The sequence below is a fragment of the Klebsiella sp. RIT-PI-d genome, assembly GCF_001187865.1.
GTDB lineage: Bacteria > Pseudomonadota > Gammaproteobacteria > Enterobacterales > Enterobacteriaceae > Superficieibacter.
Map to the genome: position 1 here is coordinate 77,867 of NZ_LGIT01000017.1, position 23,852 is coordinate 101,718.

At 51.1% G+C, this 23,852-nt stretch carries 27 protein-coding genes and 3 tRNA genes; 14 read left to right on the forward strand and 16 right to left on the reverse strand.

The window, feature by feature from the left end:
• Positions 1 to 46 precede the first annotated feature (46 nt).
• From AC791_RS17745 to AC791_RS17775, 7 genes are all read right to left on the reverse strand, one after another.
• Positions 47 to 520: a DUF2501 domain-containing protein gene (locus AC791_RS17745; RefSeq protein WP_049842036.1), complete on the reverse strand. Its 474-nt coding sequence runs from the start codon at positions 518 to 520 to the stop codon at positions 47 to 49.
• 66 nt (positions 521 to 586) lie between these two features.
• Entirely contained in the window at positions 587 to 1,324 is a 738-nt protein-coding gene (gene dnaC / locus AC791_RS17750; RefSeq protein WP_049841806.1) for a DNA replication protein DnaC, read from the reverse strand.
• 2 nt (positions 1,325 to 1,326) lie between these two features.
• Positions 1,327 to 1,866, reverse strand: a complete 540-nt coding sequence (gene dnaT / locus AC791_RS17755) for a primosomal protein DnaT (RefSeq protein ID WP_049841807.1) — start codon at positions 1,864 to 1,866, stop codon at positions 1,327 to 1,329.
• A gap of 138 nt (positions 1,867 to 2,004) precedes the next feature.
• Positions 2,005 to 2,433 (reverse strand): organic hydroperoxide resistance protein, encoded by a 429-nt coding sequence (locus tag AC791_RS17760; RefSeq protein WP_049841808.1) that lies wholly within the window; start codon positions 2,431 to 2,433, stop codon positions 2,005 to 2,007.
• A gap of 74 nt (positions 2,434 to 2,507) precedes the next feature.
• Positions 2,508 to 2,963, reverse strand: a complete 456-nt coding sequence (locus AC791_RS17765) for a MarR family winged helix-turn-helix transcriptional regulator (protein WP_049842037.1) — start codon at positions 2,961 to 2,963, stop codon at positions 2,508 to 2,510.
• A gap of 62 nt (positions 2,964 to 3,025) precedes the next feature.
• Positions 3,026 to 3,499 carry a threonine/serine exporter gene (locus tag AC791_RS17770; RefSeq protein ID WP_049841809.1) on the reverse strand — a complete coding sequence of 158 codons (474 nt, stop codon included), beginning with the start codon at positions 3,497 to 3,499 and terminating at the stop codon, positions 3,026 to 3,028.
• Positions 3,490 to 4,266, reverse strand: coding sequence for a threonine/serine ThrE exporter family protein (locus tag AC791_RS17775; protein ID WP_049841810.1), 777 nt, complete (start codon positions 4,264 to 4,266; stop codon positions 3,490 to 3,492). Before AC791_RS17775 ends, AC791_RS17770 begins: the two co-directional genes overlap by 10 nt.
• 500 nt (positions 4,267 to 4,766) lie before the next feature.
• Between AC791_RS17775 and AC791_RS17780 the strand changes: the two genes are divergently transcribed.
• Positions 4,767 to 5,489: a helix-turn-helix transcriptional regulator gene (locus AC791_RS17780; RefSeq protein ID WP_049841811.1), complete on the forward strand. Its 723-nt coding sequence runs from the start codon at positions 4,767 to 4,769 to the stop codon at positions 5,487 to 5,489.
• Between the two features lie 11 nt (positions 5,490 to 5,500).
• Positions 5,501 to 6,139, forward strand: coding sequence for a DNA-binding transcriptional activator BglJ (bglJ, locus tag AC791_RS17785; RefSeq protein ID WP_049841812.1), 639 nt, complete (start codon positions 5,501 to 5,503; stop codon positions 6,137 to 6,139).
• Positions 6,140 to 6,185: 46 nt separating this feature from the next.
• Here bglJ and AC791_RS17790 read toward each other — a convergent pair whose 3' ends face one another.
• Complete coding sequence (locus AC791_RS17790; RefSeq protein WP_049841813.1) at positions 6,186 to 6,644, reverse strand: YbaK/EbsC family protein; 459 nt, start codon at positions 6,642 to 6,644, stop codon at positions 6,186 to 6,188.
• 336 nt (positions 6,645 to 6,980) lie between these two features.
• Here AC791_RS17790 and AC791_RS17795 point away from each other — a divergent pair, with 336 nt between their 5' ends.
• Positions 6,981 to 8,318: a PTS sugar transporter subunit IIC gene (locus tag AC791_RS17795; RefSeq protein WP_049841814.1), complete on the forward strand. Its 1,338-nt coding sequence runs from the start codon at positions 6,981 to 6,983 to the stop codon at positions 8,316 to 8,318.
• Positions 8,319 to 8,364: 46 nt separating this feature from the next.
• Here AC791_RS17795 and fhuF read toward each other — a convergent pair whose 3' ends face one another.
• Both fhuF and AC791_RS17805 read right to left on the reverse strand, forming a co-directional pair.
• Positions 8,365 to 9,156 (reverse strand): siderophore-iron reductase FhuF, encoded by a 792-nt coding sequence (gene fhuF / locus AC791_RS17800; protein ID WP_049842038.1) that lies wholly within the window; start codon positions 9,154 to 9,156, stop codon positions 8,365 to 8,367.
• Positions 9,157 to 9,250: 94 nt separating this feature from the next.
• Complete coding sequence (locus tag AC791_RS17805) at positions 9,251 to 10,315, reverse strand: GGDEF domain-containing protein (protein ID WP_049841815.1); 1,065 nt, start codon at positions 10,313 to 10,315, stop codon at positions 9,251 to 9,253.
• Between the two features lie 211 nt (positions 10,316 to 10,526).
• Between AC791_RS17805 and AC791_RS17810 the strand changes: the two genes are divergently transcribed.
• A complete protein-coding gene (locus AC791_RS17810; protein ID WP_077264667.1) occupies positions 10,527 to 10,805 on the forward strand; it encodes a DUF1435 domain-containing protein in 279 nt (92 codons plus the stop codon).
• Between the two features lie 36 nt (positions 10,806 to 10,841).
• Here AC791_RS17810 and AC791_RS17815 read toward each other — a convergent pair.
• The 4 genes from AC791_RS17815 to rsmC form a co-directional block, all read right to left on the reverse strand.
• Positions 10,842 to 10,927, reverse strand: a tRNA-Leu gene (locus AC791_RS17815).
• A gap of 38 nt (positions 10,928 to 10,965) precedes the next feature.
• Positions 10,966 to 11,051: transfer RNA gene (locus AC791_RS17820), tRNA-Leu, on the reverse strand.
• 28 nt (positions 11,052 to 11,079) lie between these two features.
• Positions 11,080 to 11,165 (reverse strand) — tRNA-Leu (locus AC791_RS17825).
• A 153-nt stretch (positions 11,166 to 11,318) separates the two neighbouring features.
• Positions 11,319 to 12,347: a 16S rRNA (guanine(1207)-N(2))-methyltransferase RsmC gene (rsmC, locus tag AC791_RS17830; protein ID WP_049841817.1), complete on the reverse strand. Its 1,029-nt coding sequence runs from the start codon at positions 12,345 to 12,347 to the stop codon at positions 11,319 to 11,321.
• A 102-nt stretch (positions 12,348 to 12,449) separates the two neighbouring features.
• On the opposite strand from rsmC, the gene AC791_RS17835 reads away from it, so the two are divergent.
• From AC791_RS17835 to AC791_RS17865, 8 genes are all read left to right on the forward strand, one after another.
• Positions 12,450 to 12,887, forward strand: a complete 438-nt coding sequence (locus AC791_RS17835) for a DNA polymerase III subunit psi (protein WP_049841818.1) — start codon at positions 12,450 to 12,452, stop codon at positions 12,885 to 12,887.
• Complete coding sequence (gene rimI, locus AC791_RS17840) at positions 12,832 to 13,278, forward strand: ribosomal protein S18-alanine N-acetyltransferase (RefSeq protein WP_049841819.1); 447 nt, start codon at positions 12,832 to 12,834, stop codon at positions 13,276 to 13,278. The genes AC791_RS17835 and rimI overlap by 56 nt, the downstream gene beginning before the upstream one ends.
• Positions 13,279 to 13,292: 14 nt before the next feature.
• The gene (gene yjjG / locus AC791_RS17845; RefSeq protein ID WP_049842039.1) at positions 13,293 to 13,970 is read left to right on the forward strand and encodes a pyrimidine 5'-nucleotidase; all 678 of its coding nucleotides are present in this window, start codon (positions 13,293 to 13,295) and stop codon (positions 13,968 to 13,970) included.
• A 93-nt stretch (positions 13,971 to 14,063) separates the two neighbouring features.
• On the forward strand, positions 14,064 to 15,653 hold the full coding sequence (gene prfC, locus AC791_RS17850) for a peptide chain release factor 3 (RefSeq protein ID WP_049841820.1): 1,590 nt from the start codon (positions 14,064 to 14,066) through the stop codon (positions 15,651 to 15,653).
• Positions 15,654 to 16,058: 405 nt separating this feature from the next.
• Entirely contained in the window at positions 16,059 to 16,676 is a 618-nt protein-coding gene (gene osmY / locus AC791_RS17855) for a molecular chaperone OsmY (protein ID WP_049841821.1), read from the forward strand.
• A gap of 124 nt (positions 16,677 to 16,800) precedes the next feature.
• Complete coding sequence (locus tag AC791_RS20060; RefSeq protein WP_007373037.1) at positions 16,801 to 16,962, forward strand: DUF1328 domain-containing protein; 162 nt, start codon at positions 16,801 to 16,803, stop codon at positions 16,960 to 16,962.
• A 121-nt stretch (positions 16,963 to 17,083) separates the two neighbouring features.
• Positions 17,084 to 18,157 (forward strand): patatin-like phospholipase family protein, encoded by a 1,074-nt coding sequence (locus tag AC791_RS17860; protein ID WP_049841822.1) that lies wholly within the window; start codon positions 17,084 to 17,086, stop codon positions 18,155 to 18,157.
• Entirely contained in the window at positions 18,154 to 18,936 is a 783-nt protein-coding gene (locus tag AC791_RS17865; protein WP_049841823.1) for a TatD family hydrolase, read from the forward strand. The genes AC791_RS17860 and AC791_RS17865 overlap by 4 nt, the downstream gene beginning before the upstream one ends.
• Before the next feature lie 41 nt (positions 18,937 to 18,977).
• Here AC791_RS17865 and AC791_RS17870 read toward each other — a convergent pair whose 3' ends face one another.
• Positions 18,978 to 19,841 (reverse strand): YjjW family glycine radical enzyme activase, encoded by an 864-nt coding sequence (locus tag AC791_RS17870; protein WP_049841824.1) that lies wholly within the window; start codon positions 19,839 to 19,841, stop codon positions 18,978 to 18,980.
• Positions 19,813 to 21,363 (reverse strand): YjjI family glycine radical enzyme, encoded by a 1,551-nt coding sequence (locus tag AC791_RS17875; protein ID WP_049841825.1) that lies wholly within the window; start codon positions 21,361 to 21,363, stop codon positions 19,813 to 19,815. The genes AC791_RS17870 and AC791_RS17875 overlap by 29 nt, the downstream gene beginning before the upstream one ends.
• Before the next feature lie 252 nt (positions 21,364 to 21,615).
• Between AC791_RS17875 and deoC the strand changes: the two genes are divergently transcribed.
• Positions 21,616 to 22,395: a deoxyribose-phosphate aldolase gene (gene deoC, locus AC791_RS17880; RefSeq protein ID WP_049841826.1), complete on the forward strand. Its 780-nt coding sequence runs from the start codon at positions 21,616 to 21,618 to the stop codon at positions 22,393 to 22,395.
• A 63-nt stretch (positions 22,396 to 22,458) separates the two neighbouring features.
• Positions 22,459 to 23,781: a thymidine phosphorylase gene (gene deoA / locus AC791_RS17885; protein WP_049841827.1), complete on the forward strand. Its 1,323-nt coding sequence runs from the start codon at positions 22,459 to 22,461 to the stop codon at positions 23,779 to 23,781.
• The last annotated feature ends 71 nt before the right edge of the window (positions 23,782 to 23,852 follow it).

Sequence of the window (23,852 nt, forward strand, 5' to 3'; positions counted from 1 at the left end):
GTTACAGAGGCGACCGCGGCGCAATGGCGCGGTCGTGAGTGGGAGATCAGGAGAGGAAGTTCACGCCCTGCTTTAAGACCAGATCGCAGGCTTTGGTTTTTACTTTCTGTGCCAGCGGCGTTTCGCCAAGATTGCTCAGGTTAAGCTGCTCACCGTTTTTGGTGTTGAGCAGCCCCTGAATTCCTTCCAGGTAATTGGTATCTTCTTTTTGCTCTTGTTGGCTCAGGCCCAGCTTGTCCAGAACCTGATTCTTAATATTTTCGGTGCTGGTCACCGACGCCAGTTTCTGTTTAGCACAGTATTGCAGGATACCTGCCGCATTATTCATGGTGTCGGCACTTAATGCCTGCGTGCCGCCGTTAAGTAAGCCGCCGAGTGCTGAAAGTTGGCTCCCGTCCTGGCTGCCTAACTGGCTGGCCGCGCTGGAAAGTGAGTCCTGCCAGCTGGCGGCGTACGTGCCGGAAGAGAGGAGGGCGGCATTCAGAAGTACGCCGCTAAGCAAGATTTTTACCATTTTCATCGTCATACTCACGTTGAACAAGACTGTATTTCTCTGAGTATATCTCGCCTGTGGGGAAGAATTATCTTAATACTCTTTGCCGGTAATACGACTGCGGTAGCTTTCCCAGTTGAAAATGACCCACAGGCTATTGCCCAGCCGCATACGGTCCATGACCCGCTCACCGAGCAGTTTATTCATTTCATCCATATTGCTATTGGTCAGCATTCCGGTGGGTCGTTTAGAGGAAGAACGACGATCGACAATCTGATTAATGATCACTTTTTCATAGCGGGATTCGTTCTGCATACCAATCTCATCAATAACCAGCAGATCAACGCGACTGAGATCGTTAAGTAACTGTTCTTCACTGGTTTCGCGGTTGCCAAACGAATCTTTCATCGCCGACATAATATCAGCCACTGTAATGATCAGTACTGATTTGCCACGCAGCAGCAGTTCATTACAAATCGCCGCCGCCAGGTGATTTTTGCCGGTACCAGGCTTGCCAGAAAAAATAAAACTGGCGATGTTGCCATCAAATTCTTCGACATATTGCCGCGCTTTCGATAACGCATTCATTTGTCCTTCGCTCTCTACACGATAGTTTTCAAATGAGCAGTTTTGGTGCAGCGGCCGAATGCCGGAGCGATTAAAAGTGCGTTGCATCTTCATCGCCCGATTTTCACGTTCAATAGCGGCAGAGCGAATGTCGCCCTGCTCTTTTTGCCATGCCAGCAGTTCTTCACCCGTTTTAAAAGCGGGTTTCACGTGTGTGGGCATCACTTTCTGTAAACGCTTCAGTAATTCGCCGACGTTTTTCATGTTCAACCTCTGAAACCGGGGGGGATATGATCGTCTGGTTCACTCAGGCTATTGATATCACGTTTTACTGTTCCACCACTACTGGCCCGGCTTATTTGCACGCTGCGCGCCAGTTTTTGCTGCCACTGGACGTGATGAAAAACTTTGCCTTCGGCCTGCCAGTAGGCGGTAAATGAGGCCAACTCTTCTGCCGTGACCGGCTGCGACAGGGCAATACCCCACAATGCGGCCAGACGTTGAAAATCGCCGTCCGGCTGCCAGCCGGGATACATGGCAAATTTACCCATCGGCACGGCGATGGGGGCGGCAGGTGGCTCCTCGTAGAAGCGTTCATCAAGGGTGACATCACTGCCGGGACGAGCCAGCTTCGCTTCCAGCGCCAGTAACTGCGCCAGACGAGCAGGGGAGAGCGCATAAAATGCCGGTGCATTGTTAGCAAATACCGCGACGGCCTGGCCTTCTGACTGGGCCAGAACGCTGGCGTAATTCTGCAAAAAGGCATCGATACCGATGACATCAGGCGTCAAGATTCTGGAAGACATACGCTATCTCAATACTAAAAAAGGGCGATGAGGGTAATAATGACACATAGTAACACAGTGCATGGAATGGCTGGCAGGCGGGAAAAGGATAAAAAAAGCGTACCGAAGTACGCTTATGTTGGCGATGAGATAACGGCCTCAGGCGACGATATTCAGCGTCACGTCAATGTTACCACGAGTTGCATTAGAGTAAGGGCAGACGATATGCGCGGCATCAACCAGCTTTTTCGCTTCGGCCTGATCCATACCTGGCAGGTGGATAGTCAGTGTGGCTTCAATCCCAAAACCGGTTGGTAGCGGACCAATTCCCACTTCACCTTCAACGAAAGCATCTTTAGGCATGGCGATTTTATCGCGACCCGCCACAAACTTCATGGCACCGAGGAAACAGGCGGAATAGCCTGCGGCAAACAGCTGCTCAGGGTTGGTCGCTTCAGCACCTGCACCACCCATCTCTTTGGGAACGCCCAGCTTAACGTCCAGAAAACCGTCGGATGAGGTGGCACGGCCATCACGACCCCCGGTGGCTTTGGCTTTGGCGGTATAAACGACTTTTTCTAAAGACATAGCAGGTTCCTTATATTGTTTACTATAAAATAGCGTGCGATTTAAATAGCCCATGATTAGGCTAATAACAGAAATCAGAGGCGCTGTAATTGTTTACGAAGATCGTCAAGCTGCTGCTTAAGGGTTGCCAGCGAATCAGCCTCGCAGGCCAGCGCGCAGCCCACTGAATCCGGAATGGTCAGTGCCTGCTGCTGCAGGGCCTGTCCGCTCTCACTTAACGTCACCCGTACCTGACGCTCATCCTGATGGGAACGCTGGCGTAGCAGCAGACCTGCGGCCTCCAGTCGCTTCAGCAGCGGCGTGAGCGTGGCGGAATCCAGGAATAGCTTTTCACCAATCTCCGATACGCTGACGTCATCTCTTTCCCATAGTACCAGCATGACCAGATATTGTGGATAGGTCAGATTAAGCGGTGCCAGCAACTGTCGATAGAGCTTATGCAGCGCCAGATTAGTAGAGTAAAGCGCGAAGCAAAGCTGGTTATCCAGATGCAGTGGCGCGTCCAAAGGCGAAGCTAACTGTTTTTTCATATGCTCAATATAGATAGCACACAATTTAATTGCAAGCGATTATAAATGCCTGTGGGCCGCCATTACACGCGAGGACGTTTTCGATAGAGCCACAGACCGGGGAGTGACAACCCAATGGAAAGTGCGCCGACAATAGAGGATGCTTTCAGAAAATGCGTCAGCAGCATGATCATCAACGTTTCTGAGTAGCCAAAATGGCTAATTTTGACGGCAGAAACCATCGCAGTATAGGCCGCAATACCGGGGAACATCGGAATTACCGCTGCGACGGTAAAGATTTTAGGATGGGCCAGATACCAGCGCGACCAATAAATACCGATAGTGCCCACCAGTATGGATGCCATAAACGTGGACCATTCGATATTGAATCCCGCGGTAAACATAGCCATTCGGGAGCCGTGCCCGATGGCCCCCAGTAGCGCGCACCACGGCAATGCGCGATGAGGAACGTTAAATACCATCGCAAATCCGACCGCAGGGATGGCCGAGAGGATCATGTCCTGTATCAGCGCCAGCAGAAAATCAATTATGCCCATCCGCGTAGTCCCCATAAAGTAAGCGCCATCACCACACCAATACAGGTTGCCAGCGTCAGAAGACTGGCGATTGCCCAGCGGGCTAGCCCGGTGTTTATATGTCCTTTAAACATATCGGCTACCGCGTTAATTAATGGAAAACCCGGAACCAGCAGCAGGACGCTGGCAGCCATAGCGACATTTGACGTTTCGCTAAATAAAGGAAGTCTTAACAGCAGACCCGAAATTGTCGTGGCGACAAAAGCGGTCAGGCAGAAATTAATTTGCGGATGCAGTGAACGGTGAGTTAATACTTGACGCACGTACATCGCCACTGCGCTTGCACTAAAGGTAATAAATGCGCCATCCCAGCCGCCATCATTCAGTTTACAAAAACAGCCGCAGGAGAGGCCGACCATGATGACCAGCAACCAGCGGGGATAACGTAGCGGCTTAATATGATTAAATCGCTTTTCGACCTCCCGGTGATCCAGCAGCTTATGCTCCGCCATAATGACAATATGCTGAACCTCAGTCACGACGTGCATATTGATACCGCGATCGCTGTTCTTACGCGTCGAAGTCAGGCACAGCCCATCTTTAATGGTGGTGAGTACAATGGCATTAGAGGAGATGGCGCTTTCAACACTGTCCATCCCCAGAGCACGACCCAGACGCGTTGATAGCTCTTCAACGAGCGCACTCTCTGCACCATGCTGCAATAAAAAAAGCCCACATTGAATACACAATCGCGTAATGGTTCTTTGCAATGACCGATCGGCTTGCATGGGTAGCCCTGAAATAGAAAATGCAGTGTAAAGAGCTGTTTTACCATGACTCCCCCCTGCAATAGCGGTGACTAAGATCAAAGAATGTGCAAAAAATCTACTATTGTGTATCCCTCATCTTCTGGTTGAAGCGTAAAAAAACACTGATTGAGTTCGCAGGTAATGGTAAAGTTGTCATCTCATTTTTAAAAATACAGTAATATTTACGCAATGAATATTTTTAGTTTTTCTTAAAAGAAAATTCTGTTTTTCTACTCTGGAATTGATTAAATTTTTTTTGTCATTATGAGATATTTATAATGTTCACATTGTCCTTTCAAGAGTATGATGTGATATTAGGGATTGTTGTATGATTTTAGATGTACAATAATGGACATTTACAGGGAAAGGCAAGATTCACTAAAATGCACGTGAATATATTTATTTTACTTATTCACATGAATGATGTTCTATAATCATAAAATAAAGTGATTCTTCGACAGGATGTGGAGGTTATTTGTATGGTATCGGGTTATTGCAAATATGGTGTTATTATCAGCAAAATACCAGTAATGCAAACCGGGCTTAGCGGTATAATGGAACTGCATTTCCCTGAGTATGAACTTACCTCATGTCGATCTCCTGAACAGTTAACGCTTTTTCAACTTCGCCGTGCTACACTGGTGCTGGTAGACCTCTCCAGCGAATTTCATCATGCTCGTACCATTTGCGAACAGTATTATGCTTTAATTTCACAATACCGTGATATTCACTGGATATTTCTTGTCTCTCGCCCTGTTTATCCCTTAGCCGTAGAGTTTTTGATGCGTCCAGAAAGTACATTACTCTCTGATGCAGAGCCTGTTGATCAGGTTGTAAAAGCCATTCGTGCCGGAGGATTATCAACAGAACGCATTAGCCAGATGTTGTTAACTGTCGATAATGAAGATTCCCTTAGTGAAGAAGAGTCTTTGGTCGTGTTAACCTTATCTGAACGTAAGGTATTGCGTCTTCTTGGCAAAGGCTGGGGAATTAATCAAATCGCGGCCTTATTGAAAAAAAGCAATAAAACGATTAGTGCGCAAAAAAATAGTGCAATGCGCCGTTTAGCGTTACGCAGCAATGCGGAGATGTACGCCTGGATAAATAGCGCACAGGGAATGAAAGAGCTGAATCTACTTTCAGCCTATGGAGATTCAATCGAATGGAAAAGAGCCCCGCAAAGCGACATATCGCTATCGTAGAACCTTGCAGAATGACAGAAGTTGGACTGCGTCATTTTTTTGAAACGGCCGCTGGCGATAATTATACAGTACATTTTTTTAGAAACTACGTTGAGTTAAAAGAGGCGCTTGATACGCGTATTTTTTTCTCTGTCATTTATTCACTTTCAGGCAGCAGAGAACAGCGGCGTGAAGGATTGGTACTGTTAAGCGAACTGAGCCAGCAGTATCCAAAAACACAGCGAATTATGCTCGCAAATGATGAGCGCGAAGCTCGCCTGGTCAGCCATCTGGCGCCCTCAGGTCTGCACGGTATTATTAGTAAAACAGCGCCTCTGGATATTTTACAGACTCAGCTTGTAACGCTTTTACGTGAAACACGTCGTATCAATGTCAATGCGCATAATCACTGGTACGTCAGTAATTCGCGTATGCTCAGTCCTACAGAACGCGCTATTCTCCAGTTTATGGCCTATGGGTATTCTATGCCCGAGATTGCTGCACAGCTGGAGCGTAATATCAAAACGATCCGGGCGCATAAGTTTAATGCCATGACCAAACTGGGCGTTAGTTCGGATATGGGGCTGTTACACGCGGCAGATATTCTCATCAATATCCCGGTTGTGGGTGAAGAATATGCGGTAAGAGAAAGCGCAATTGTCGCGCATTAAAGACGTCAGATCTGGCAAAGGATGTGCAGCCCTTCGCCAGCTTTTTCTACAGGCAGACGTCTATCCAGGTCGCCCCGATGAGCTCAGCCATCCGCTGCGGTGAGATCCTTACGGCGCTATGCGTAGCGCCTGCCGCAGGTAAAACCTCCTGATATTGCTGTAGTGAAATATCACAGTAGACAGCTAACGGGTTTTCCAGCCCGAAAGGGCAGACGCCTCCCACAGGATGCCCGGTGAGCACTATTACCTCATCACTGCTTAACATGCGCACTTTCGCGCCAAATGCCGCTTTTAATTTTTTATTATCCAGCCGCGCATCGCCTTTTGCCACGATGAGAATCACCTCATTTTTAATCTCAAATGAGAGCGTCTTCGCTATTTGCCCGGGTTCTACGTGATGCGCTGCTGCTGCAAGGGCCACGGTAGCAGTACTTTGACTGAGTTCAATTATTTCAACATCGGGGGCGCGATCGGCAAAGAATTGTCGCACAGATTGCAGACTCATGAGGATCTCCAGACTATTATCCGGTTTAATCTGTCATATGCGTCCGGTCAATGTAAATGCCCAACGTAAAATGCAATGAATATTGAGATTTCTCGATCCCCTTCACATTCACTGCAACCGGTTACAGTAACCGGTTGCAGATAATCTCAATGCAGTTTAATACTACGGCTGTAACTTCCACTGTATCGAAATAATAAGAGCCGTGCATGACATATCACCCTGTGAACACTGACCCTCAAGCGTTAACCTGCAGGACGCTGGCTCACAAGGCGAAAACATGTATAGCTATAAATAGGGCCGCTGTGCTTACGTCTATAGCCTGTCAGGAGGGCTGCTATGTCTGCTAACCATGCCGCATTTAATCTGATATTCCGCTTCGTTGAAAACTATGTCAGCCCTATCGCCGGGCGCGTTTCTGCTCAGCGTCATGTTATGGCCATCAAGGATGGTTTTATTTCCGCCATGCCATTTATGATTGTCGGATCGTTTTTACTGGTTTTTGTGTATCCGCCTTTTTCTCCGGACACGACCTGGGGATTCGCACGTGCCTGGCTGGATCTGGCTAAGCAGTATGAAAGTCGTATTTTAACGCCGTTTGATATGACCATGGGTATTATGTCGATTTATATCTGCGCGGCTATTGCCTACAATCTGGGTAAACACTACGAGAAGAAATTCCAGCTTGATCCGTTTATGGGCGCAATGCTCTCCATCATGGCATTCTTGCTGGTGGCGTCGCCGAAAACTAACGGTACGCTGCCGGTTGACAGTCTTGGTGGCACGGGCATTTTTACCGCTATTCTGGTCGCTATCTATTGCGTTGAACTCATGCGTTTTCTAAAAGCGCATAATATCGGGATCCGTCTGCCGGATGCCGTACCGCCGATGATCAAAAACTCTTTTGATCTTTTGATCCCTGTCCTGGTCGTTATTGTTACCCTGTATCCACTAAGCCTTTGGATACAGAGTGAATTCGATATGCTGATCCCGCAGGCTATTATGTCTCTGTTTAAACCCCTGGTTTCAGCGGCAGACTCGCTACCGGCCGTCTTGCTGGCGGTATTAATCGGGCACCTGCTATGGTTTGCCGGCATCCACGGCGCGGCCATCGTTTCTGGTATGCTGCAAATGTTCTGGTTAACGAACCTTGGGATGAACCAAAGTGCGCTCGCACAGGGTGCGCCACTTCCGCATATTTTCATGGAAGCGTTCTGGACATTCTTTGTGGTAGTTGGCGGCTCCGGGGCCACCATGGGCCTGGTCATTTGCTATCTGCGTAGCCGTTCGGCGCATTTACGTTCGATTGGCCGCCTGAGTATTGTCCCCAGCGTATTTAACATCAACGAACCGGTCATTTTCGGTACCCCTATCGTGATGAACCCGGTGTTCTTCATTCCCTTCCTGCTGGCACCGATGGTGAACGCAACGATTGCATGGGGCGTGGTGAAAATGGATCTGGTTGGACGGGTCATCTCTGTTGTACCGTGGACGGCTCCTGCGCCAATAGGTGCCGCGTGGGCGCTGGGCTGGGACTTCCGCGGCGCGGTTCTGGTGATTGCGTTAGCGGTTATCTCGGCGGTAATTTACTTCCCGTTCTTTAAAGTTTACGAGAAACAATTGCTGGAGCAGGAAGATCAGGAAGCGGCACGAGTGGAAGCAGAACAAACTGCGTAATGGAATGTAGCCCGGTGGCAGAACGTCATCGGGCGCTTAATTTACCCTATTTCGTTAATGTACAGTCGCCGCACTGCTGAACATCCGGCAGGCGATAGCGCTGGCAGCAGGTACGACGTACCAGCAATCCATCGCGTGGAACAACGGTGCGCCACAGTGGATTATCACTGCCATCAGTAAATTGCTTACCGAAGAAAAAGTGCTGGCGGAGCGTTTCCGTCAGCGCATCGCCGAGCAGCGGCTTAATCTCTCCCAGATACCAGTTAATCAGATAGCCGGTATTACTCCAGATAAGCTTGCCGTTAATCTCGCCCGTCGCTTCCAGCGCCCTGACTACCGGTATAAGTGTCTGGGTTACCAGCTTTTCAATGCGTTTAACCGGAGACAGCGCTGAACACTGCTCATCTTCAATAACATCTATCCAGAAGCAGGCCGCACGGCCGGTTTCATGGAATTCAACGTGAAAATGTTCAGGCGAAAGGTCAGGCGCACGTTCTCCGCTTAACAGGGCCAGCATCAGCGGCGGGATCAAAAGACCGATATACCATTGCGCCCACAGAGAGAGTAAAGGCTTATCTTCGCGCGGCTGCATGGGCTGATTACGATAGATATGATCGCCATAAAGCGCAAGCAACGTGCGCAGTTCAGCCGGGCGTGACCAGGTGGCAAGCGTCATCGCTTGCGTGGGAGGAAGCTCATCAAAGCGGATAAAATCGAGCATGTGCGCCCGATTTTCAGCGATGACATTGCGCATAGCTTCTGCCAGCGTCGCTCGCTTTTCGCTAAAAGGCGTCAGCCAGATCACATCTTCGATAATCGGTGCAGAACGATATGCCATACGCAAAGATAGATACAAATCTAAATGATAATGATTGCCAATCCTAACTATAGATAAAGACAATCGCAACTCTTTTCCGCGCTAAAAAGGGTGCTCAGGCAAAGCGAATTTCATCGCTGCTCAGAATATTGTTCCTTCCCAAATGCTTAGCTTCGTAAAGCGCTTTATCAGCACTTTCCAGCGCGCTGTCGACAGCATCACCCTGCAGATTCGCAATACCAATACTGACGGTAACATTGGTCGCTACACTTTCATTGAACATATGCGGGATCTTGAGATCGTAGACCTGCTGGCGGATGCGTTCGGCGGTTTCACGCGCCCGGCCTGCGTCACTGTTGGTCACCAGCACCATAAATTCTTCCCCGCCAAAACGCGTCACGATATCGCGCGAACGCACGGCATCACGTATTGCCGCTGAAACGCGGATCAGCGCCTGATCGCCCATCATATGGCCATAATGATCGTTATAAGCTTTGAAATGGTCGATGTCGATCAGCAGAACATAATGTTGCCCCGAATCGATTGACAGAAGCGTATCAAGGCGGTTTTTCAGGCCACGCCGGTTATATAGTCCGGTAAGGGGATCGAGCATACTGAGATCGTTCAGCGTTTCCCGCTCCTCCAGCAATTTATACATCAGGCTTTGCGCGAAGTGGTCATTACGCTTTTGAATCACGTGCTGAATAGTAATACCCACCATTGGCAGGGCGAAGCAATACACCATGCGCGGCCACAATTCTCCGTCATTAAGCCACAGGCAGATTAGAAATATCGGCAGGGAGTGCAGCGTAAAAGCACTAATGTTATTGGGGAAAGAGATAGTGCCGATAAATAACACGCTTAATAAGGAAATGATCAGATAGCTAAAATCAGTAGGATCGATTTGTGAATATTTAACGGCAACATGCCATGCCCACAGACAACCCGATACAGCCGAGATGACGTTTATATTTATTTTCTTATGCGGAAATCGGTAATGCCACACCAGTAGCCCTGAGCTTACCAGGGAAATAACAACGATGGGCAGCGTCAGCATGCGAGCGTTATACAGCGGGCTGATGATGATAAAAATCGTCGAGACTAAATTGAGGAACAAAAACAGCCGCAAGGAAAGCTGATATTTCTTGTCCTTCAGGGAACGCCATGTGTGTGCTGTCATATCAGTAATTCGTTATTTTACTTGGGGTTAAAAGTGTGTATCGCCAAAATGAAAAATAACGCGCTTGAAAACAGGCGCAAATATAAGGTGTCCATCGGTCTCGTTTTTAGGGCGCACAATTTATCACCTTAAGGAATGTCTGTCATTACTGCAAAAGTAAATGTACTGCTGCTTTTTTTAATTACCGCTGACAAATGAGAAAATATGCCATATGATATTGGTTATCATTATCACTGTGAGAGGCGAAAGCATGTTGCAGCGAACGCTGGGAAGTGGCTGGGCAGTATTGATCCCGGGATTTATCATGGCAGGTCTGGCCTTTGCCGATCTGTCGATTGATGCATGGCGTGGATTAATCGTTCTGGGGTTATTGCTGACGTCCGGTATGATTTGGCATAAACGACTGCGTCATTTCGTGCTGTTGCCATCAGGCATTGCATTAATCGGCGGGATGATGCTGGTGATAATGAATTTAAAGCTGGCTGGCTGAATCTGACGTGATGTACCGGAAGAGAGATAAGATATCTGGTGCGAGGGGGGGGACTCGAACCCCCACATCCTAAGGACACTAACACCTGAAGCTAGCGCGTCTACCAATTCCGCCACCTTCGCACAGTCATCTTACTTTTTTGAATTTGATATCGCCTCGTTGGTGCGAGGGGGGGGACTCGAACCCCCACATCCTAAGGACACTAACACCTGAAGCTAGCGCGTCTACCAATTCCGCCACCTTCGCCCAGTGCGAGCAATATCAACGTGGATTATGGTGCGAGGGGGGGGACTCGAACCCCCACATCCAAAGGACACTAACACCTGAAGCTAGCGCGTCTACCAATTCCGCCACCTTCGCATACCATCGATACTCAAAAAGTATCGTTACCACGGAGGCGCATTCTAGATGTTTTCAACCTTTCGTCAATAGTTAATTACTGCGCGTGGGCTGAATGCTGCAAAAATGGCCTTAATAATTGGCCGGATAAGACGCTATCCGGCCTGACAGGGATTACTTCTTCGCCTGACGCGTCATGATGGCGCGGTAGACTTTGAAACGTCCGGTCTGGGCGAGCACTTCGTGGAAGCCAAAGGTTTCATCCAGCGCCTGCGGGTAGGGCAGAAAGGCGTTAGCGACAATGCGTAATTCCCCACCGCTGTTCAGGTGGCGTACCGCGCCGCGGATCAGCGTTTGCGCCGCTTCAAAGCTGGTCTGCATCCCGTCATGGAACGGCGGGTTAGAAATAATCATATCAAAACGTCCCGTCACCTCTGAAAAGACGTTGCTGGCAAAGACTTCACCTTCCAGTGCGTTAGCCGCAAGCGTTGCCCGGCTTGCGTCAACGGCTGGCGCACTCACATCGCACAGTGTCAGACGAACTTTTGGCGAATGACTGGCAAGAACGGTGGCCAGCACGCCGGCACCGCAGCCAACATCCAGCACTTTGCCTTTCGTATGCGGCTTGAGCGTAGAGAGCAGCAGTTGACTGCCGGTATCCAGCCCGTCGCGGCTAAAGACGCCGGGCAGCGTTTTAATCGTGAGACCGTCGAGATCGTACTCATTCCAGTATTGTTCAGCATCAAAAGTCGGCTGCTTTTCCAGACGACCGTGGTACAGGCCACAGCGACGTGCGCTGTCAATTTTGTTCAGCGGGGCCAGGTCGGCGAGCATCTGTTCGGCGCTGCGCACACCGCTGCGGTTTTCGCCTACCACAAAAATGTCAGTGCCAATGGGGAGCAGTGAAAGCAGGTTCAGCAGCTGAAACTGGGCTTCCGGCTTATTTTTTGGCCAGTAATAAACCAGCGTATCGCAGTCGGCGACATCCGCAGCTTCAGCAACAAGGCTAAAGCGCACGTTTTCACCCATCTGGCGTTCCAGCACCTGCCAGTGATGAAATTGTTGCGTATGGGCGCGGCTGGCAGCCGTCTCCAGGCGAGCGGGCAGGTCGTCCTGCAAATCACCGGCAAAAATTATACGGCTCTGTTCGAAATCATCACTGTGGCGCAGCAAGACTTCACTTGCCGGGGTAAAAGCAGACATAAAGGTTCCTCTATTGATCCTGGCTGCGATTATAGAGGTTTATTGGCGCGGTTTCGACGAATTTGCTATATTTGCGCCCCTGACAGACAGGAGCGTTCCACTATGACAACCCGACGAGAGTGGCAATTACAGCAGCTGGGGATCACCCGGTGGTCGCTACGCCGTCCTGGAGCGCTCCGGGGTGAAATTGCGATTACTCTGCCAGCGCACGTGCGTCTGGTGATGGCCGGTAATAATTTACCCGCGCTTACTCATCCTTTCATTAGTGATATTTTACGCGCATTAATGCTTACTCCCGATCAGGTCCTGCAACTGACGCCGGATCGTGTTGCGATGTTGCCGGAAGGCAGTCACTGTAACAGCTGGCGACTGGGTATCGATGAGCCGATTACGCTCATCGGTGCACAAATGGCGACCCCGGCGTGGGCCGATTTGCGTTCAAACCCGGCGGCCCGCGCCGCGCTATGGCAACAAATTTGCACTTATGAACACGATTTCTTTCCTCAGCACGACCGATCTCTCCCAGGCCTGGGAAATTGAAAAACGCGCCCATGCTTTCCCGTGGAGCGAGAACACCTTTGCCAGCAATCAGGGCGAACGTTACCTTAACTATCAGCTCATGGCTGAGGGAAAAATGGCGGCGTTTGCCATCACGCAAATCGTGCTGGATGAAGCCACCCTGTTCAACATTGCCGTTGATCCTGCATTTCAGCGCCGGGGACTCGGCCGTGAGCTGCTCGAACATTTGATTGATGAGCTGGAAAAGCGCGGTGTCGTGACATTATGGCTGGAGGTGCGAGCCTCTAACCTGGCCGCCATTGCGCTGTATGAACAGTTAGGCTTTAACGAGGCGACCATACGTCGTAACTACTACCCCACCGCCGACGGGCGGGAAGACGCAATAATAATGGCGCTGCCAATAAGCATGTAACAGAAGGTGAAATGATGAAGTGGGACTGGATATTTTTTGACGCTGATGAAACGCTGTTTACCTTTGACTCATTTGGTGGCCTACAGCGGATGTTTCTTGACTACAGCGTGACATTCACCGCGGACGATTTTCAGGACTATCAGTCGGTCAATAAACCGCTCTGGGTGGATTACCAGAACGGAGCGATCACCTCACTTCAGCTACAGCATCGCCGTTTTCAGAGCTGGTCAGAACGTCTTAGCATTCCGCCGGGCGATCTTAACGCCGCGTTTATGAATGCCATGGCTGAAATTTGCGCCCCATTGCCGGGGGCAGTATCGCTGCTTAACGCCGTGCGTGGTAAAGCAAAGCTCGGTATTATTACCAACGGCTTTACCGCGCTCCAGCAAATTCGCCTCGAACGCACCGGGTTGCGGGATTACTTTGATCTGCTGATCATCTCTGAACAGGTTGGAGTGGCGAAACCCGATGCGCGGATCTTTGACTATGCGCTGGCGCAGGCGGGCAATCCCGATCGCTCGCGGGTGCTGATGGTCGGCGATACCGCCGAGTCGGATATTCGCGGTGGCATTAACGCCGGACTGTCAACCTGCTGGCTGAATGCGCATCATCACGTGCTGCCTGAAGACCTTCATCCGACCTGGACCGTGACGTCATTATCTGAACTGGAGCAGCTCCTGTGTAAACATTGATTGTCTGACCGTTGCTCTTGAGTACAATAGCCGCAATTTCGTAATTTACGCTGCGTGGCCTGCTGCCGCGCACTTACACAGAAGATGTTAACTATGACGTTGTCTCCTTATTTGCAAGAGGTGGCGAAGCGCCGTACTTTTGCCATTATCTCTCACCCGGATGCCGGTAAAACGACGATCACTGAAAAAGTATTGTTGTTCGGACAGGCGATCCAGACCGCCGGTACGGTTAAAGGCCGTGGCTCCAGCCAGCATGCGAAATCAGACTGGATGGAAATGGAAAAGCAGCGTGGGATCTCAATTACCACCTCCGTTATGCAATTTCCGTATCACGACAGCCTCGTCAACCTGCTGGATACTCCGGGGCACGAAGACTTCTCGGAAGATACTTACCGTACGCTGACGGCGGTAGACTGCTGCCTGATGGTCATTGATGCCGCAAAAGGCGTAGAAGACCGGACCCGTAAGCTGATGGAGGTCACCCGTCTGCGCGATACGCCAATTTTGACCTTTATGAATAAGCTCGACCGTGACATTCGCGATCCGATGGAGCTGCTCGATGAAGTTGAGAGTGAGCTGAAGATTGGCTGCGCGCCAATCACATGGCCAATCGGCTGTGGCAAGTTGTTCAAAGGCGTTTACCACCTTTATAAAGATGAAACTTATCTTTACCAGACCGGTAAAGGCCATACCATTCAGGAAGTCCGTATTGTTAAAGGCCTGAATAATCCGGATCTGGATGCTGCGGTCGGTGACGATTTAGCGCAGCAGTTGCGTGATGAACTGGAGCTGGTACAGGGTGCGTCGAACGAATTCGATCAAGAACTGTTCCTGGCCGGAGAAATTACGCCGGTGTTCTTTGGCACCGCGCTTGGTAACTTCGGCGTTGACCATATGCTTGACGGTCTGGTGGAATGGGCACCTGCACCGATGCCGCGTAAAACCGATACCCGTGAAGTTACGGCGGAAGAAGAGAAATTTACCGGTTTCGTCTTTAAAATCCAGGCCAACATGGACCCGAAACACCGTGACCGCGTGGCGTTTATGCGTGTAGTGTCCGGCCAGTATGAAAAAGGGATGAAGCTGCGCCAGGTGCGTATTGGAAAAGACGTGGTGATTTCTGATGCCCTGACGTTTATGGCGGGGGGCCGCTCGCCCGTTGAAGAGGGATATCCGGGCGACATCATTGGCCTGCATAACCACGGTACCATCCAGATCGGCGACACCTTTACTCAGGGTGAAATGATGAAGTTCACCGGCATCCCGAACTTCGCACCGGAACTGTTCCGCCGTATTCGTCTGAGAGATCCGCTCAAGCAGAAACAGCTGCTTAAAGGTCTGGTACAGCTTTCAGAAGAGGGAGCGGTGCAGGTATTCCGCCCGATAGCCAATAACGATCTGATTGTCGGCGCGGTAGGGGTTCTGCAGTTCGACGTGGTGGTTGCGCGCCTGAAAAGCGAATACAACGTTGAAGCTATCTATGAATCCGTTAACGTTGCAACGGCCCGCTGGGTTGAAAGCGCTGACGTGAAGAAATTCGAAGAGTTTAAACGTAAGAACGAACTTCATCTTGCGCTTGATGGCGGCGATAACCTGACGTATATCGCGCCAACCATGGTTAACCTGAACATTACTCAGGAACGTTATCCTGACGTGCAGTTCCGTAAAACCCGCGAACACTAATCATCTCCTCTCCCGGGCGCGGCACCTGCCGCGTCCGTTACTTTTCCTGCCTTATTAATCCCTTGCGGAAATATCTTAATTCAGCGCTTTTTCGCTTCGATTGTTCTTTTTTTAATCATCTGCGCAAGCGGAATTACTATTGTGATCTATATTTAACAAAGTGATGACAAACTGACTGGCTGAATGCTCTGTTCAATGCGTAAATAGTAGCCTTATTCGCCAGTTAATTTGTTAATCACGATATTAATAACTGAGGAACGGCGGTCACCGGCCACTTCTTACCACTGAGCGCAGCTCAGTTTGAGACGATGTGCTGACGGCTATTAGGTGAGTTTTCACCATTACAGCAAAGCGGCGTTGTGGTCGCAAACGTCCAGTAATGGACAAACCTACAGGATGAGTTCGATGAATATGAAAAGACTGAAGATTTCTAAATCTCTGCTGGCTGTGATGTTAGGTACTGCACTGGTAAGCGGCTCTGCTCTGGCAGAAAGCGCGACGGCGAACAAAGCAGAAGCAGCCTCTGACAGCGCAGGGCAAAAAATCGATAGCTCTATGAATAAAGTCGGCAATTTCATGGACGACAGCGCGATTACAGCTAAAGTTAAAGCGGCGCTGGTTGATCACGAAACGATTAAGAGCACTGATATCTCTGTAAAAACCGAGAAGAAAGTGGTTACGTTGAGCGGTTTTGTTGAAAGTCAGGCACAGGCTGAAGAAGCGGTGAAAGTGACCAAACAAGTTGAAGGCGTAGCGTCTGTCAGCGACAAACTTCACGTCCGTGACGCTAAGTCAGAAGGCGTGAAAGGTTACGCAGGCGATACGGCAACCACCAGTGAGATCAAAGCCAAACTGCTGGCCGATGACATTGTCCCGGCACGTAAAGTGAAAGTTGAAACCACCGACGGTGTTGTTCAACTTTCCGGGACTGTAGATTCCCAGGCACAAATTGATCGTGCTGAAAGCGTCGCCAAAGCGGTTGACGGTGTGAAAAGCGTTAAGAACGACCTTAAAGTAAAATAAATTGCAGAATACGAATCCCGGTACATCACCGGGGGCCGTGTAAATTAAAAAGTACGACATTGCAGTGAGCAGCGTGAGCGCTCATGTTTAGCGGTCGACAATGACTATGGTAAAGGAGAAACGTATGTTTCGTTGGGGCATTATATTTCTGGTTATCGCGTTAATTGCCGCCGCTCTGGGTTTTGGTGGTCTGGCAGGTACGGCAGCGGGTGCAGCAAAAATCGTCTTTATCGTCGGTATTATTCTGTTCCTCGTCAGCCTGTTCATGGGTCGTCGACGTCCATAGCGACGCGTTGGGCGTGGTAAAAATGTAAAGGCCAGTCTTCGGACTGGCTTTTGCAGTTTCAGTCCCCGGTAAATTGCGCTACGTTAGTCGTATAGCTAAGAATAACGACAAGGAAAGCAGGGTGGGACAACGCATTCCCGTGACGCTGGGCAATATCGCGCCGTTATCAATTGAGCCCTTCCGCGCCGAACGACTGGCACTGGTCTGTGAGGGTGGCGGGCAACGAGGCATTTTCACCGCCGGGGTGCTGGATGAATTTATGCGCGTGCAATTTAATCCGTTCGATCTCTTTTTCGGCACCTCAGCCGGCGCACAAAATCTTTCTGCCTACCTGTGTAACCAGCCTGGCTATGCCCGTAAAGTCATTATGCGCTATACCACTACCCGGGATTTTTTCAATCCGTTGCGTTTTGTACGGGGTGGTAATCTTATCGATCTCGACTGGCTGGTGGAATCAACCGCCAGTAACATGCCGCTGGCAATGGATTACGCTGCCGGACAGTTTGAGCGGGGCAAAGCGTTCTATATGTGCGCCTGCCGCCAGGATGACTATACGCCCGGCTATTTCGCCCCTGATGATAAAAACTGGCTGGATCTGATCCGTGCCTCCAGTGCTATTCCGGGCTTTTACCGTAGCGGTGTACTGCTGGATGGGATTAATTATCTTGATGGCGGAGTGAGTGATGCGATCCCGGTTCAGGAAGCCGCCCGGCGTGGCGCGACAACCATTGTCGTGATCCGCACTGTGCCGTCGCAAATGTACTATACGCCCCAATGGTTTAAGCGCATGGAACGCTGGCTGGGTGAAAGCAGCCTGATGCCGCTGATGAATGTTGTCCAGCACCATGAAGCCAGCTACCGCGCCACCCAGCAGTTTATTGAACAACCGCCGGATAATTTACGCATCATTGAAATCTATCCGCCTAAGCCGCTGAAAAGTATGGCGCTGGGTAGCGCGTTGCCAGCCCTGCGCGAAGATTATAAAACGGGTCGGCTCTGTGGACGTTATTTTCTCGCGACAATCGGCAAGCTGCTGGCCGAAATTCCGCCGTTGTTGCGCCACGCGCCGCGTATCCCGGTGCCGGCAACCGTGGTGGTTCCGCCTGCACCGGTTGCCAATGATACGTTGCAGAGCCCGCTTGTTGATGTGCCGCAGGCTAACGATGGCAGCTTCGATCATGAGGAGCTGGCATGACGACACGCTTTATCGATACACATTGCCATTTCGATTTTCCGCCCTTTACCGATAATGAGCGTCCCAGCCTGCATCAGGCGGCGCAGGCAGGCGTCGAAAAAATCATTCTCCCCGCTACCGAAGCTAATAACTTCGCCCGCGTCAGCGCGCTGGCGCAGCAGCACGATGCCCTGTATATGGCGCTCGGTCTGCATCCCATCGTGATAGAAAAGCATACTGATGCCAGCCTTGAGCAACTGGAGAATTATCTTTCTGCACGCCCGCAGAAGCTGGTGGCGATCGGCGAGATCGGGTTGGATCTGTGGCGCGACGATCCGCAGTTCGAACGCCAGGAAAGCCTGCTTACCGCGCAGTTGATGCTGGCAAAGCGTTACGATCTGCCGGTGATCCTGCATTCACGGCGCACGCACGATAAGCTGGTGCCACACCTTAAACGACAAAACTTGCCGCGTACCGGTGTGATCCACGGTTTTGCCGGAAGTTGGGTACAGGCAGAGCGTTTTATTCAGCTGGGATACAAAATCGGCGTCGGCGGCACTATTACTTATCCACGCGCCAGTAAAACCCGCAATGTCGTGGCGCAGCTGCCGCTGGACGCACTGCTGCTGGAAACCGACGCGCCGGATATGCCGCTTAACGGCTTTCAGGGGCAGCCGAACCGACCAGAGCAGGTCGCCCGGGTATTTGCCACATTATGCGAATTGCGACCAGAACCTGCGGATGTTATTGCCAATGCCATCTGGCGTAACACCATGGCGCTGTTTACGTTTACGCCGTAACAGGCCTGCGAGCGTACGAGCCAAAAAAGGCGCGGTCGCCCTCACAAATACAGTGCCGGAAAAATAAGCCGGGTTACGCCGCGCTCGCACAGTGCTAAAGCAAGTTGTTCTACATCATCTCGTGTTGCACCCGGCCAGGTTTTCGCTTCACCGTATACACCGTGAGCATGGAAAGCGTTAAGCCGTACCGGAACGTCTCCCAGCTGGCATATAAACTCAGCCAGCGGGTCTATCTGTTGCTGGTAATCCACCTGACCGGGAATAACCAGTAATCGTAGCTCCGTCAATTTTCCCTCTTCCGCCAGCAGCCGGATACTGCGCTTAATCTGCGCGTTATCCCTTCCGGTAAGCGCCCTGTGGCATTCGCTGCTCCAGGCTTTCAGATCGATCATTGCGCCATCGCATACCGGCAACAATTTCTGCCAGCCTGTTTCGCTGAGCAGCCCGTTGCTGTCGACCAGACAGCTTAAGTGCTGTAGCTGAGGATCGGTTTTGATTGCGCCAAATAACGTCCGTAAAAAGGGCAGCTGGATAGTGGCTTCTCCGCCGCTGACGGTGATCCCCTCTATAAAAAACAGCGCCTTACGTAGCCGGTCCAGCACCTCATCAATGTGCATCGTCTGCGCCATTGGTGTTGCCTGCTGCGGGCACATATGTAAGCAGGCATCGCACTGCTGACACGCGGAGTCATCCCAGAGTACGCGTTGGCGGGTAAGAGATAGCGCCTGATGCGGGCACTGCGACACACAGTCGCCACAATAGTTACAACATCCCATAGTCCACGGGTTATGGCAGTTTTTACAGCGCAGATTACAGCCCTGTAAAAACAGAGCCAGGCGACTGCCCGGCCCGTCTACGCAGGAAAAGGGAATAAGCTTACTGACTAAAGCGCATCTGCTGTTCATGGCTTATTACACGCGGTTGACGTTGCAAAATACGCGTATTGCGCGCGGCTTCTTCACCCAGCCAGGTGGTATTAATCCGCGATCCCTCTGCGCGATACTTTTCCAGATCCGATAGCCGGACCATATAGCCGGTGACGCGCACCAGATCGTTGCCGCTGATATTGGCGCTGAACTCACGCATTCCGGCTTTAAACGCCCCAAGACATAGTTGAACCAGCGCCTGAGGATTGTTTTTGATGGTTGCATCAAGGGTCAGAATGTCGCTAATACCGGCCTGATAATAGGCGTGATGCGGCGCAACGGTTTGCAGATGAGTGATAGGATCGGGTTCATCGCCGTAAGGTAAACGTGCACCTGGCATGGTGCCAGCATCAGAACTGATCCCCGACTGGGCATGAAGCATTGCCCGGTTTTTCCAGCCATATTTTACCGGCGTATTTTCCACAAAATCAGCAAGTCGGGCACTGATACGATAGCCCAGCGCATTGGCTCCGGCATCTTTACCGTAGCGCATATCCAGTCCGTCGCGCTCACACAGCACATTAACGGCTTCTGCCAGTCCGTACATACCAAACATCGGCACGAAGCGCTGAGGATCGATTAATCCTTCTTTAACCAGAAAGCTGCTTTCAAAAAAATGTGACTGCCGGTAAAGAAATTCACATCGCGCATTAATGATCGCGATTTGCTGTTTACAGTAGTGCGGCAGGGTGCGTGAAAAGAAGTCCTCTACAGACGTACTGCGCTCTGCAACCCTTTTCAGGTTCAGCCTTACCAGCGTACTACCGCCGCCGGCCAGCGGCAGCGAGTTGTAACAACTCACCACGCCATACTGACCTTTTGTGAAAATTTTATCATTTACTGGTCCGTTAGCAATGTGCGGCTTGCTGCACCCGGCTATGTTTTTTGCTACCTGCAATAATAAGTCGTCCGGCGTGATTTGCGGATCGTAAATAAAAGTGAGGTTAGGGGAAACCTGCTTCAGCTCTGCATCAGCGCGAAGAATAGCCCGGGTGATAGCATTATCCTGCGGACCGATGTTCACATGGATAAAAGCATCGGGCAGCGTTCGGTCGAGATAACGCCAGAAACGTTTGATTCGAATATCGACCTCTTCTTGTGTTAGAATTCTAACAAAAGGTTGTAGCAGCGTGTCAAGGTGTCCCAGATACACGGGCATGGACGTCACAGAGGGCACATGATGATAGAGAATGGTCAGCAGTGAAAGTGCATCATCCAGATCCTGCGCGCCCTCAAGCTCCAGCCATTCGGAGCCGTGGGCAAGAAACTTAGCGTAATCCGGCAAAACGTAGCGCGGCTTAAACGGGGCGTGGCCCTCAAACATATCGCAGATCGCGCCCTCTGCCAGCGCCGTTTCGGCATCTGCAGGTAGCCGTGGCGCAGGCAGGGCGTTTTCTGCCTCCAGCGCGAGAAAATGGCGCTTCTGTTCGGGGCTAAGCGTCGGGCTGGTCACAATTTGCTGGCAACGTTGTTGTAGCGCGTTCTCACATAAATCGGGCATCGTCGCATCCTTATCAGGCCGGAATGATGCTCTACATTGTAAGAAAAGAACGTTGGAGGACTTTTGATCCTGATACCGTCGCCGTCATAAAGATGTGGACAATAGGTGATGGCGATCTCGTTACAGTAATGCAAATTTGTATGAAGTTTTCATTAACTGTGATGTAAGTCGATATGTTATGGCGAGTGAATGTTAGAATACTAACAGACTCGCAAGGTTAAAAATTAACTGGCCATGAGCCTGGAGAGTGTTATGACTGATTTAAAAGCAAACAGCCTGCGTGCCCTGAAACTGATGGATCTGACCACGCTGAATGACGACGACACCAATGAAAAAGTGATCGCCCTGTGTCATCAGGCAAAAACCCCGGTCGGCAATACCGCAGCCATCTGCATCTATCCGCGTTTTATTCCCATTGCCCGCAAAACGCTGAATGCGCAGGGTACCCCGGATATCCGCATTGCGACGGTCACCAACTTCCCGCACGGTAATGACGATCTCGACGTTGCGGTGGCTGAAACCCGCGCTGCGATTGCTTACGGTGCCGATGAAGTTGACGTGGTATTCCCGTATCGTGCGCTGATCGCCGGTAATGAGCAGATCGGTTTCGATCTGGTTAAAGCCTGTAAAGAAGCCTGCGCAGCGGCCAATGTGCTGCTTAAAGTCATTATCGAAACGGGCGAGCTGAAAGAAGAGGCGTTGATCCGTAAGGCGTCTGAAATCGCTATCAACGCCGGTGCGGATTTTATCAAAACCTCTACCGGTAAAGTGCCGGTGAACGCGACGCCGGAAAGTGCACGCATCATGCTGGAAGTGATCCGCGATATGAACGTGGCCAAAACCGTCGGATTTAAACCGGCGGGCGGCGTGCGTAGTGCAGAAGATGCGCAGCAATTCCTCGCTATCGCAGATGAACTGTTCGGCGCGGACTGGGCCGATTCCCGTCATTACCGTTTCGGCGCATCCAGCCTGTTAGCCAGCCTGCTGAAAGCGCTGGGACACGGCGACGGTAAGAGCGCAAGCAGCTACTAAATTGTTTTGCCGGATCGTCCGCCTGACGATCCGGCCATTCACTCTTTTCTCTGGGGGGTTCCCGTGTTTCTCGCACAAGAAATTATTCGTAAAAAACGTGATGGTCACACACTGAGCGACGACGAAATTCGTTTCTTTATCAACGGCATTCGTGATAATACCGTTTCTGAAGGGCAGATTGCCGCCCTGGCGATGACCATTTTCTTCCACGATATGACCATGCCGGAACGCGTTTCGCTGACCATGGCCATGCGCGATTCAGGAACCGTTCTGGACTGGAAAAGCCTGGATCTCAACGGCCCGATTGTCGATAAACACTCCACCGGCGGCGTGGGTGACGTTACCTCGCTGATGCTTGGCCCGATGGTTGCAGCCTGTGGCGGCTATATCCCGATGATCTCCGGGCGCGGTCTGGGTCATACGGGCGGTACGCTCGACAAACTGGAAGCGATCCCGGGGTTTGATATCTTCCCTGATGACAATCGCTTCCGCGAAATTATTAAAGACGTCGGTGTGGCGATTATCGGCCAGACCAGCTCGCTTGCACCGGCGGATAAACGCTTTTATGCCACCCGCGACATCACCGCGACGGTGGATTCTATCCCGCTTATCACCGGTTCCATTCTCGCTAAAAAGCTGGCGGAAGGTCTCGATGCACTGGTAATGGACGTCAAAGTTGGTAGCGGCGCGTTTATGCCGACTTACGAACTGTCAGAAGCGCTGGCTGAGGCTATTGTTGGCGTGGCAAATGGCGCAGGCGTGCGGACAACCGCCCTGCTGACCGACATGAATCAGGTGCTGGCGTCCAGCGCCGGGAACGCGGTAGAAGTCCGCGAAGCCGTACAGTTCCTGACCGGCGAGTACCGCAATCCGCGTCTGTTTGATGTGACGATGGCGCTGTGCGTTGAGATGCTGATCTCCGGTCGGCTGGCGAAAGACGATGCTGATGCGCGTGCAAAATTGCAGGCGGTGCTGGATAACGGTAAGGCAGCGGAAATTTTTGGTCGTATGGTGGCAGCCCAGAAAGGGCCGACTGATTTCGTGGAAAACTATGCCAGATACCTGCCGAACGCGATGCTCAGTAAAGCAGTCTATGCCGATACCGAAGGTTTTGTCAGCGCGATGGATACGCGTGCGCTCGGTATGGCGGTAGTGTCAATGGGCGGTGGACGTCGTCAGGCATCCGATACTATCGATTACAGCGTCGGCTTTACCGATATGGCGCGTCTCGGCGACAGCGTTGACGGACAACGTCCGCTGGCCGTTATCCACGCAAAAGATGAAGCCAGCTGGCAGGACGCGGCGAAAGCTGTGAAAGCGGCTATCAAACTGGATGATACCGCTCCGCAGACCACGCCAACGGTTTATCGTCGTATTACTGAGTAACGGCAGATCCTGCTCTTTCCTGGGCAGATACGTCGATATCGTCGTATCTGCCAAAATGAGAATGAATTAGG

What these genes read in the sequence shown, in the direction of transcription:
- deoC (WP_049841826.1), top strand. Translation starts at nt 21,616, where the DNA reads ATGACTGATTTAAAAGCAAACAGCCTGCGTGCCCTGAAACTGATGGAT.
- fhuF (WP_049842038.1), bottom strand. Translation starts at nt 9,156, where the DNA reads ATGGCATATCGTTCTGCACCGATTATCGAAGATGTGATCTGGCTGACG.
- AC791_RS17795 (WP_049841814.1), top strand. Translation starts at nt 6,981, where the DNA reads ATGTCTGCTAACCATGCCGCATTTAATCTGATATTCCGCTTCGTTGAA.
- osmY (WP_049841821.1), top strand. Translation starts at nt 16,059, where the DNA reads ATGAATATGAAAAGACTGAAGATTTCTAAATCTCTGCTGGCTGTGATG.
- AC791_RS17870 (WP_049841824.1), bottom strand. Translation starts at nt 19,841, where the DNA reads ATGAACAGCAGATGCGCTTTAGTCAGTAAGCTTATTCCCTTTTCCTGC.
- AC791_RS17780 (WP_049841811.1), top strand. Translation starts at nt 4,767, where the DNA reads ATGGTATCGGGTTATTGCAAATATGGTGTTATTATCAGCAAAATACCA.
- dnaC (WP_049841806.1), bottom strand. Translation starts at nt 1,324, where the DNA reads ATGAAAAACGTCGGCGAATTACTGAAGCGTTTACAGAAAGTGATGCCC.
- AC791_RS17775 (WP_049841810.1), bottom strand. Translation starts at nt 4,266, where the DNA reads ATGCAAGCCGATCGGTCATTGCAAAGAACCATTACGCGATTGTGTATT.
- AC791_RS17790 (WP_049841813.1), bottom strand. Translation starts at nt 6,644, where the DNA reads ATGAGTCTGCAATCTGTGCGACAATTCTTTGCCGATCGCGCCCCCGAT.
- AC791_RS17760 (WP_049841808.1), bottom strand. Translation starts at nt 2,433, where the DNA reads ATGTCTTTAGAAAAAGTCGTTTATACCGCCAAAGCCAAAGCCACCGGG.
- AC791_RS17805 (WP_049841815.1), bottom strand. Translation starts at nt 10,315, where the DNA reads ATGACAGCACACACATGGCGTTCCCTGAAGGACAAGAAATATCAGCTT.
- AC791_RS20060 (WP_007373037.1), top strand. Translation starts at nt 16,801, where the DNA reads ATGTTTCGTTGGGGCATTATATTTCTGGTTATCGCGTTAATTGCCGCC.
- dnaT (WP_049841807.1), bottom strand. Translation starts at nt 1,866, where the DNA reads ATGTCTTCCAGAATCTTGACGCCTGATGTCATCGGTATCGATGCCTTT.
- yjjG (WP_049842039.1), top strand. Translation starts at nt 13,293, where the DNA reads ATGAAGTGGGACTGGATATTTTTTGACGCTGATGAAACGCTGTTTACC.
- AC791_RS17835 (WP_049841818.1), top strand. Translation starts at nt 12,450, where the DNA reads ATGACAACCCGACGAGAGTGGCAATTACAGCAGCTGGGGATCACCCGG.
- rimI (WP_049841819.1), top strand. Translation starts at nt 12,832, where the DNA reads ATGAACACGATTTCTTTCCTCAGCACGACCGATCTCTCCCAGGCCTGG.
- AC791_RS17745 (WP_049842036.1), bottom strand. Translation starts at nt 520, where the DNA reads ATGAAAATGGTAAAAATCTTGCTTAGCGGCGTACTTCTGAATGCCGCC.
- AC791_RS17770 (WP_049841809.1), bottom strand. Translation starts at nt 3,499, where the DNA reads ATGGGCATAATTGATTTTCTGCTGGCGCTGATACAGGACATGATCCTC.
- prfC (WP_049841820.1), top strand. Translation starts at nt 14,064, where the DNA reads ATGACGTTGTCTCCTTATTTGCAAGAGGTGGCGAAGCGCCGTACTTTT.
- AC791_RS17765 (WP_049842037.1), bottom strand. Translation starts at nt 2,963, where the DNA reads ATGAAAAAACAGTTAGCTTCGCCTTTGGACGCGCCACTGCATCTGGAT.
- rsmC (WP_049841817.1), bottom strand. Translation starts at nt 12,347, where the DNA reads ATGTCTGCTTTTACCCCGGCAAGTGAAGTCTTGCTGCGCCACAGTGAT.
- AC791_RS17865 (WP_049841823.1), top strand. Translation starts at nt 18,154, where the DNA reads ATGACGACACGCTTTATCGATACACATTGCCATTTCGATTTTCCGCCC.
- AC791_RS17810 (WP_077264667.1), top strand. Translation starts at nt 10,527, where the DNA reads ATGATATTGGTTATCATTATCACTGTGAGAGGCGAAAGCATGTTGCAG.
- AC791_RS17875 (WP_049841825.1), bottom strand. Translation starts at nt 21,363, where the DNA reads ATGCCCGATTTATGTGAGAACGCGCTACAACAACGTTGCCAGCAAATT.
- bglJ (WP_049841812.1), top strand. Translation starts at nt 5,501, where the DNA reads ATGACAGAAGTTGGACTGCGTCATTTTTTTGAAACGGCCGCTGGCGAT.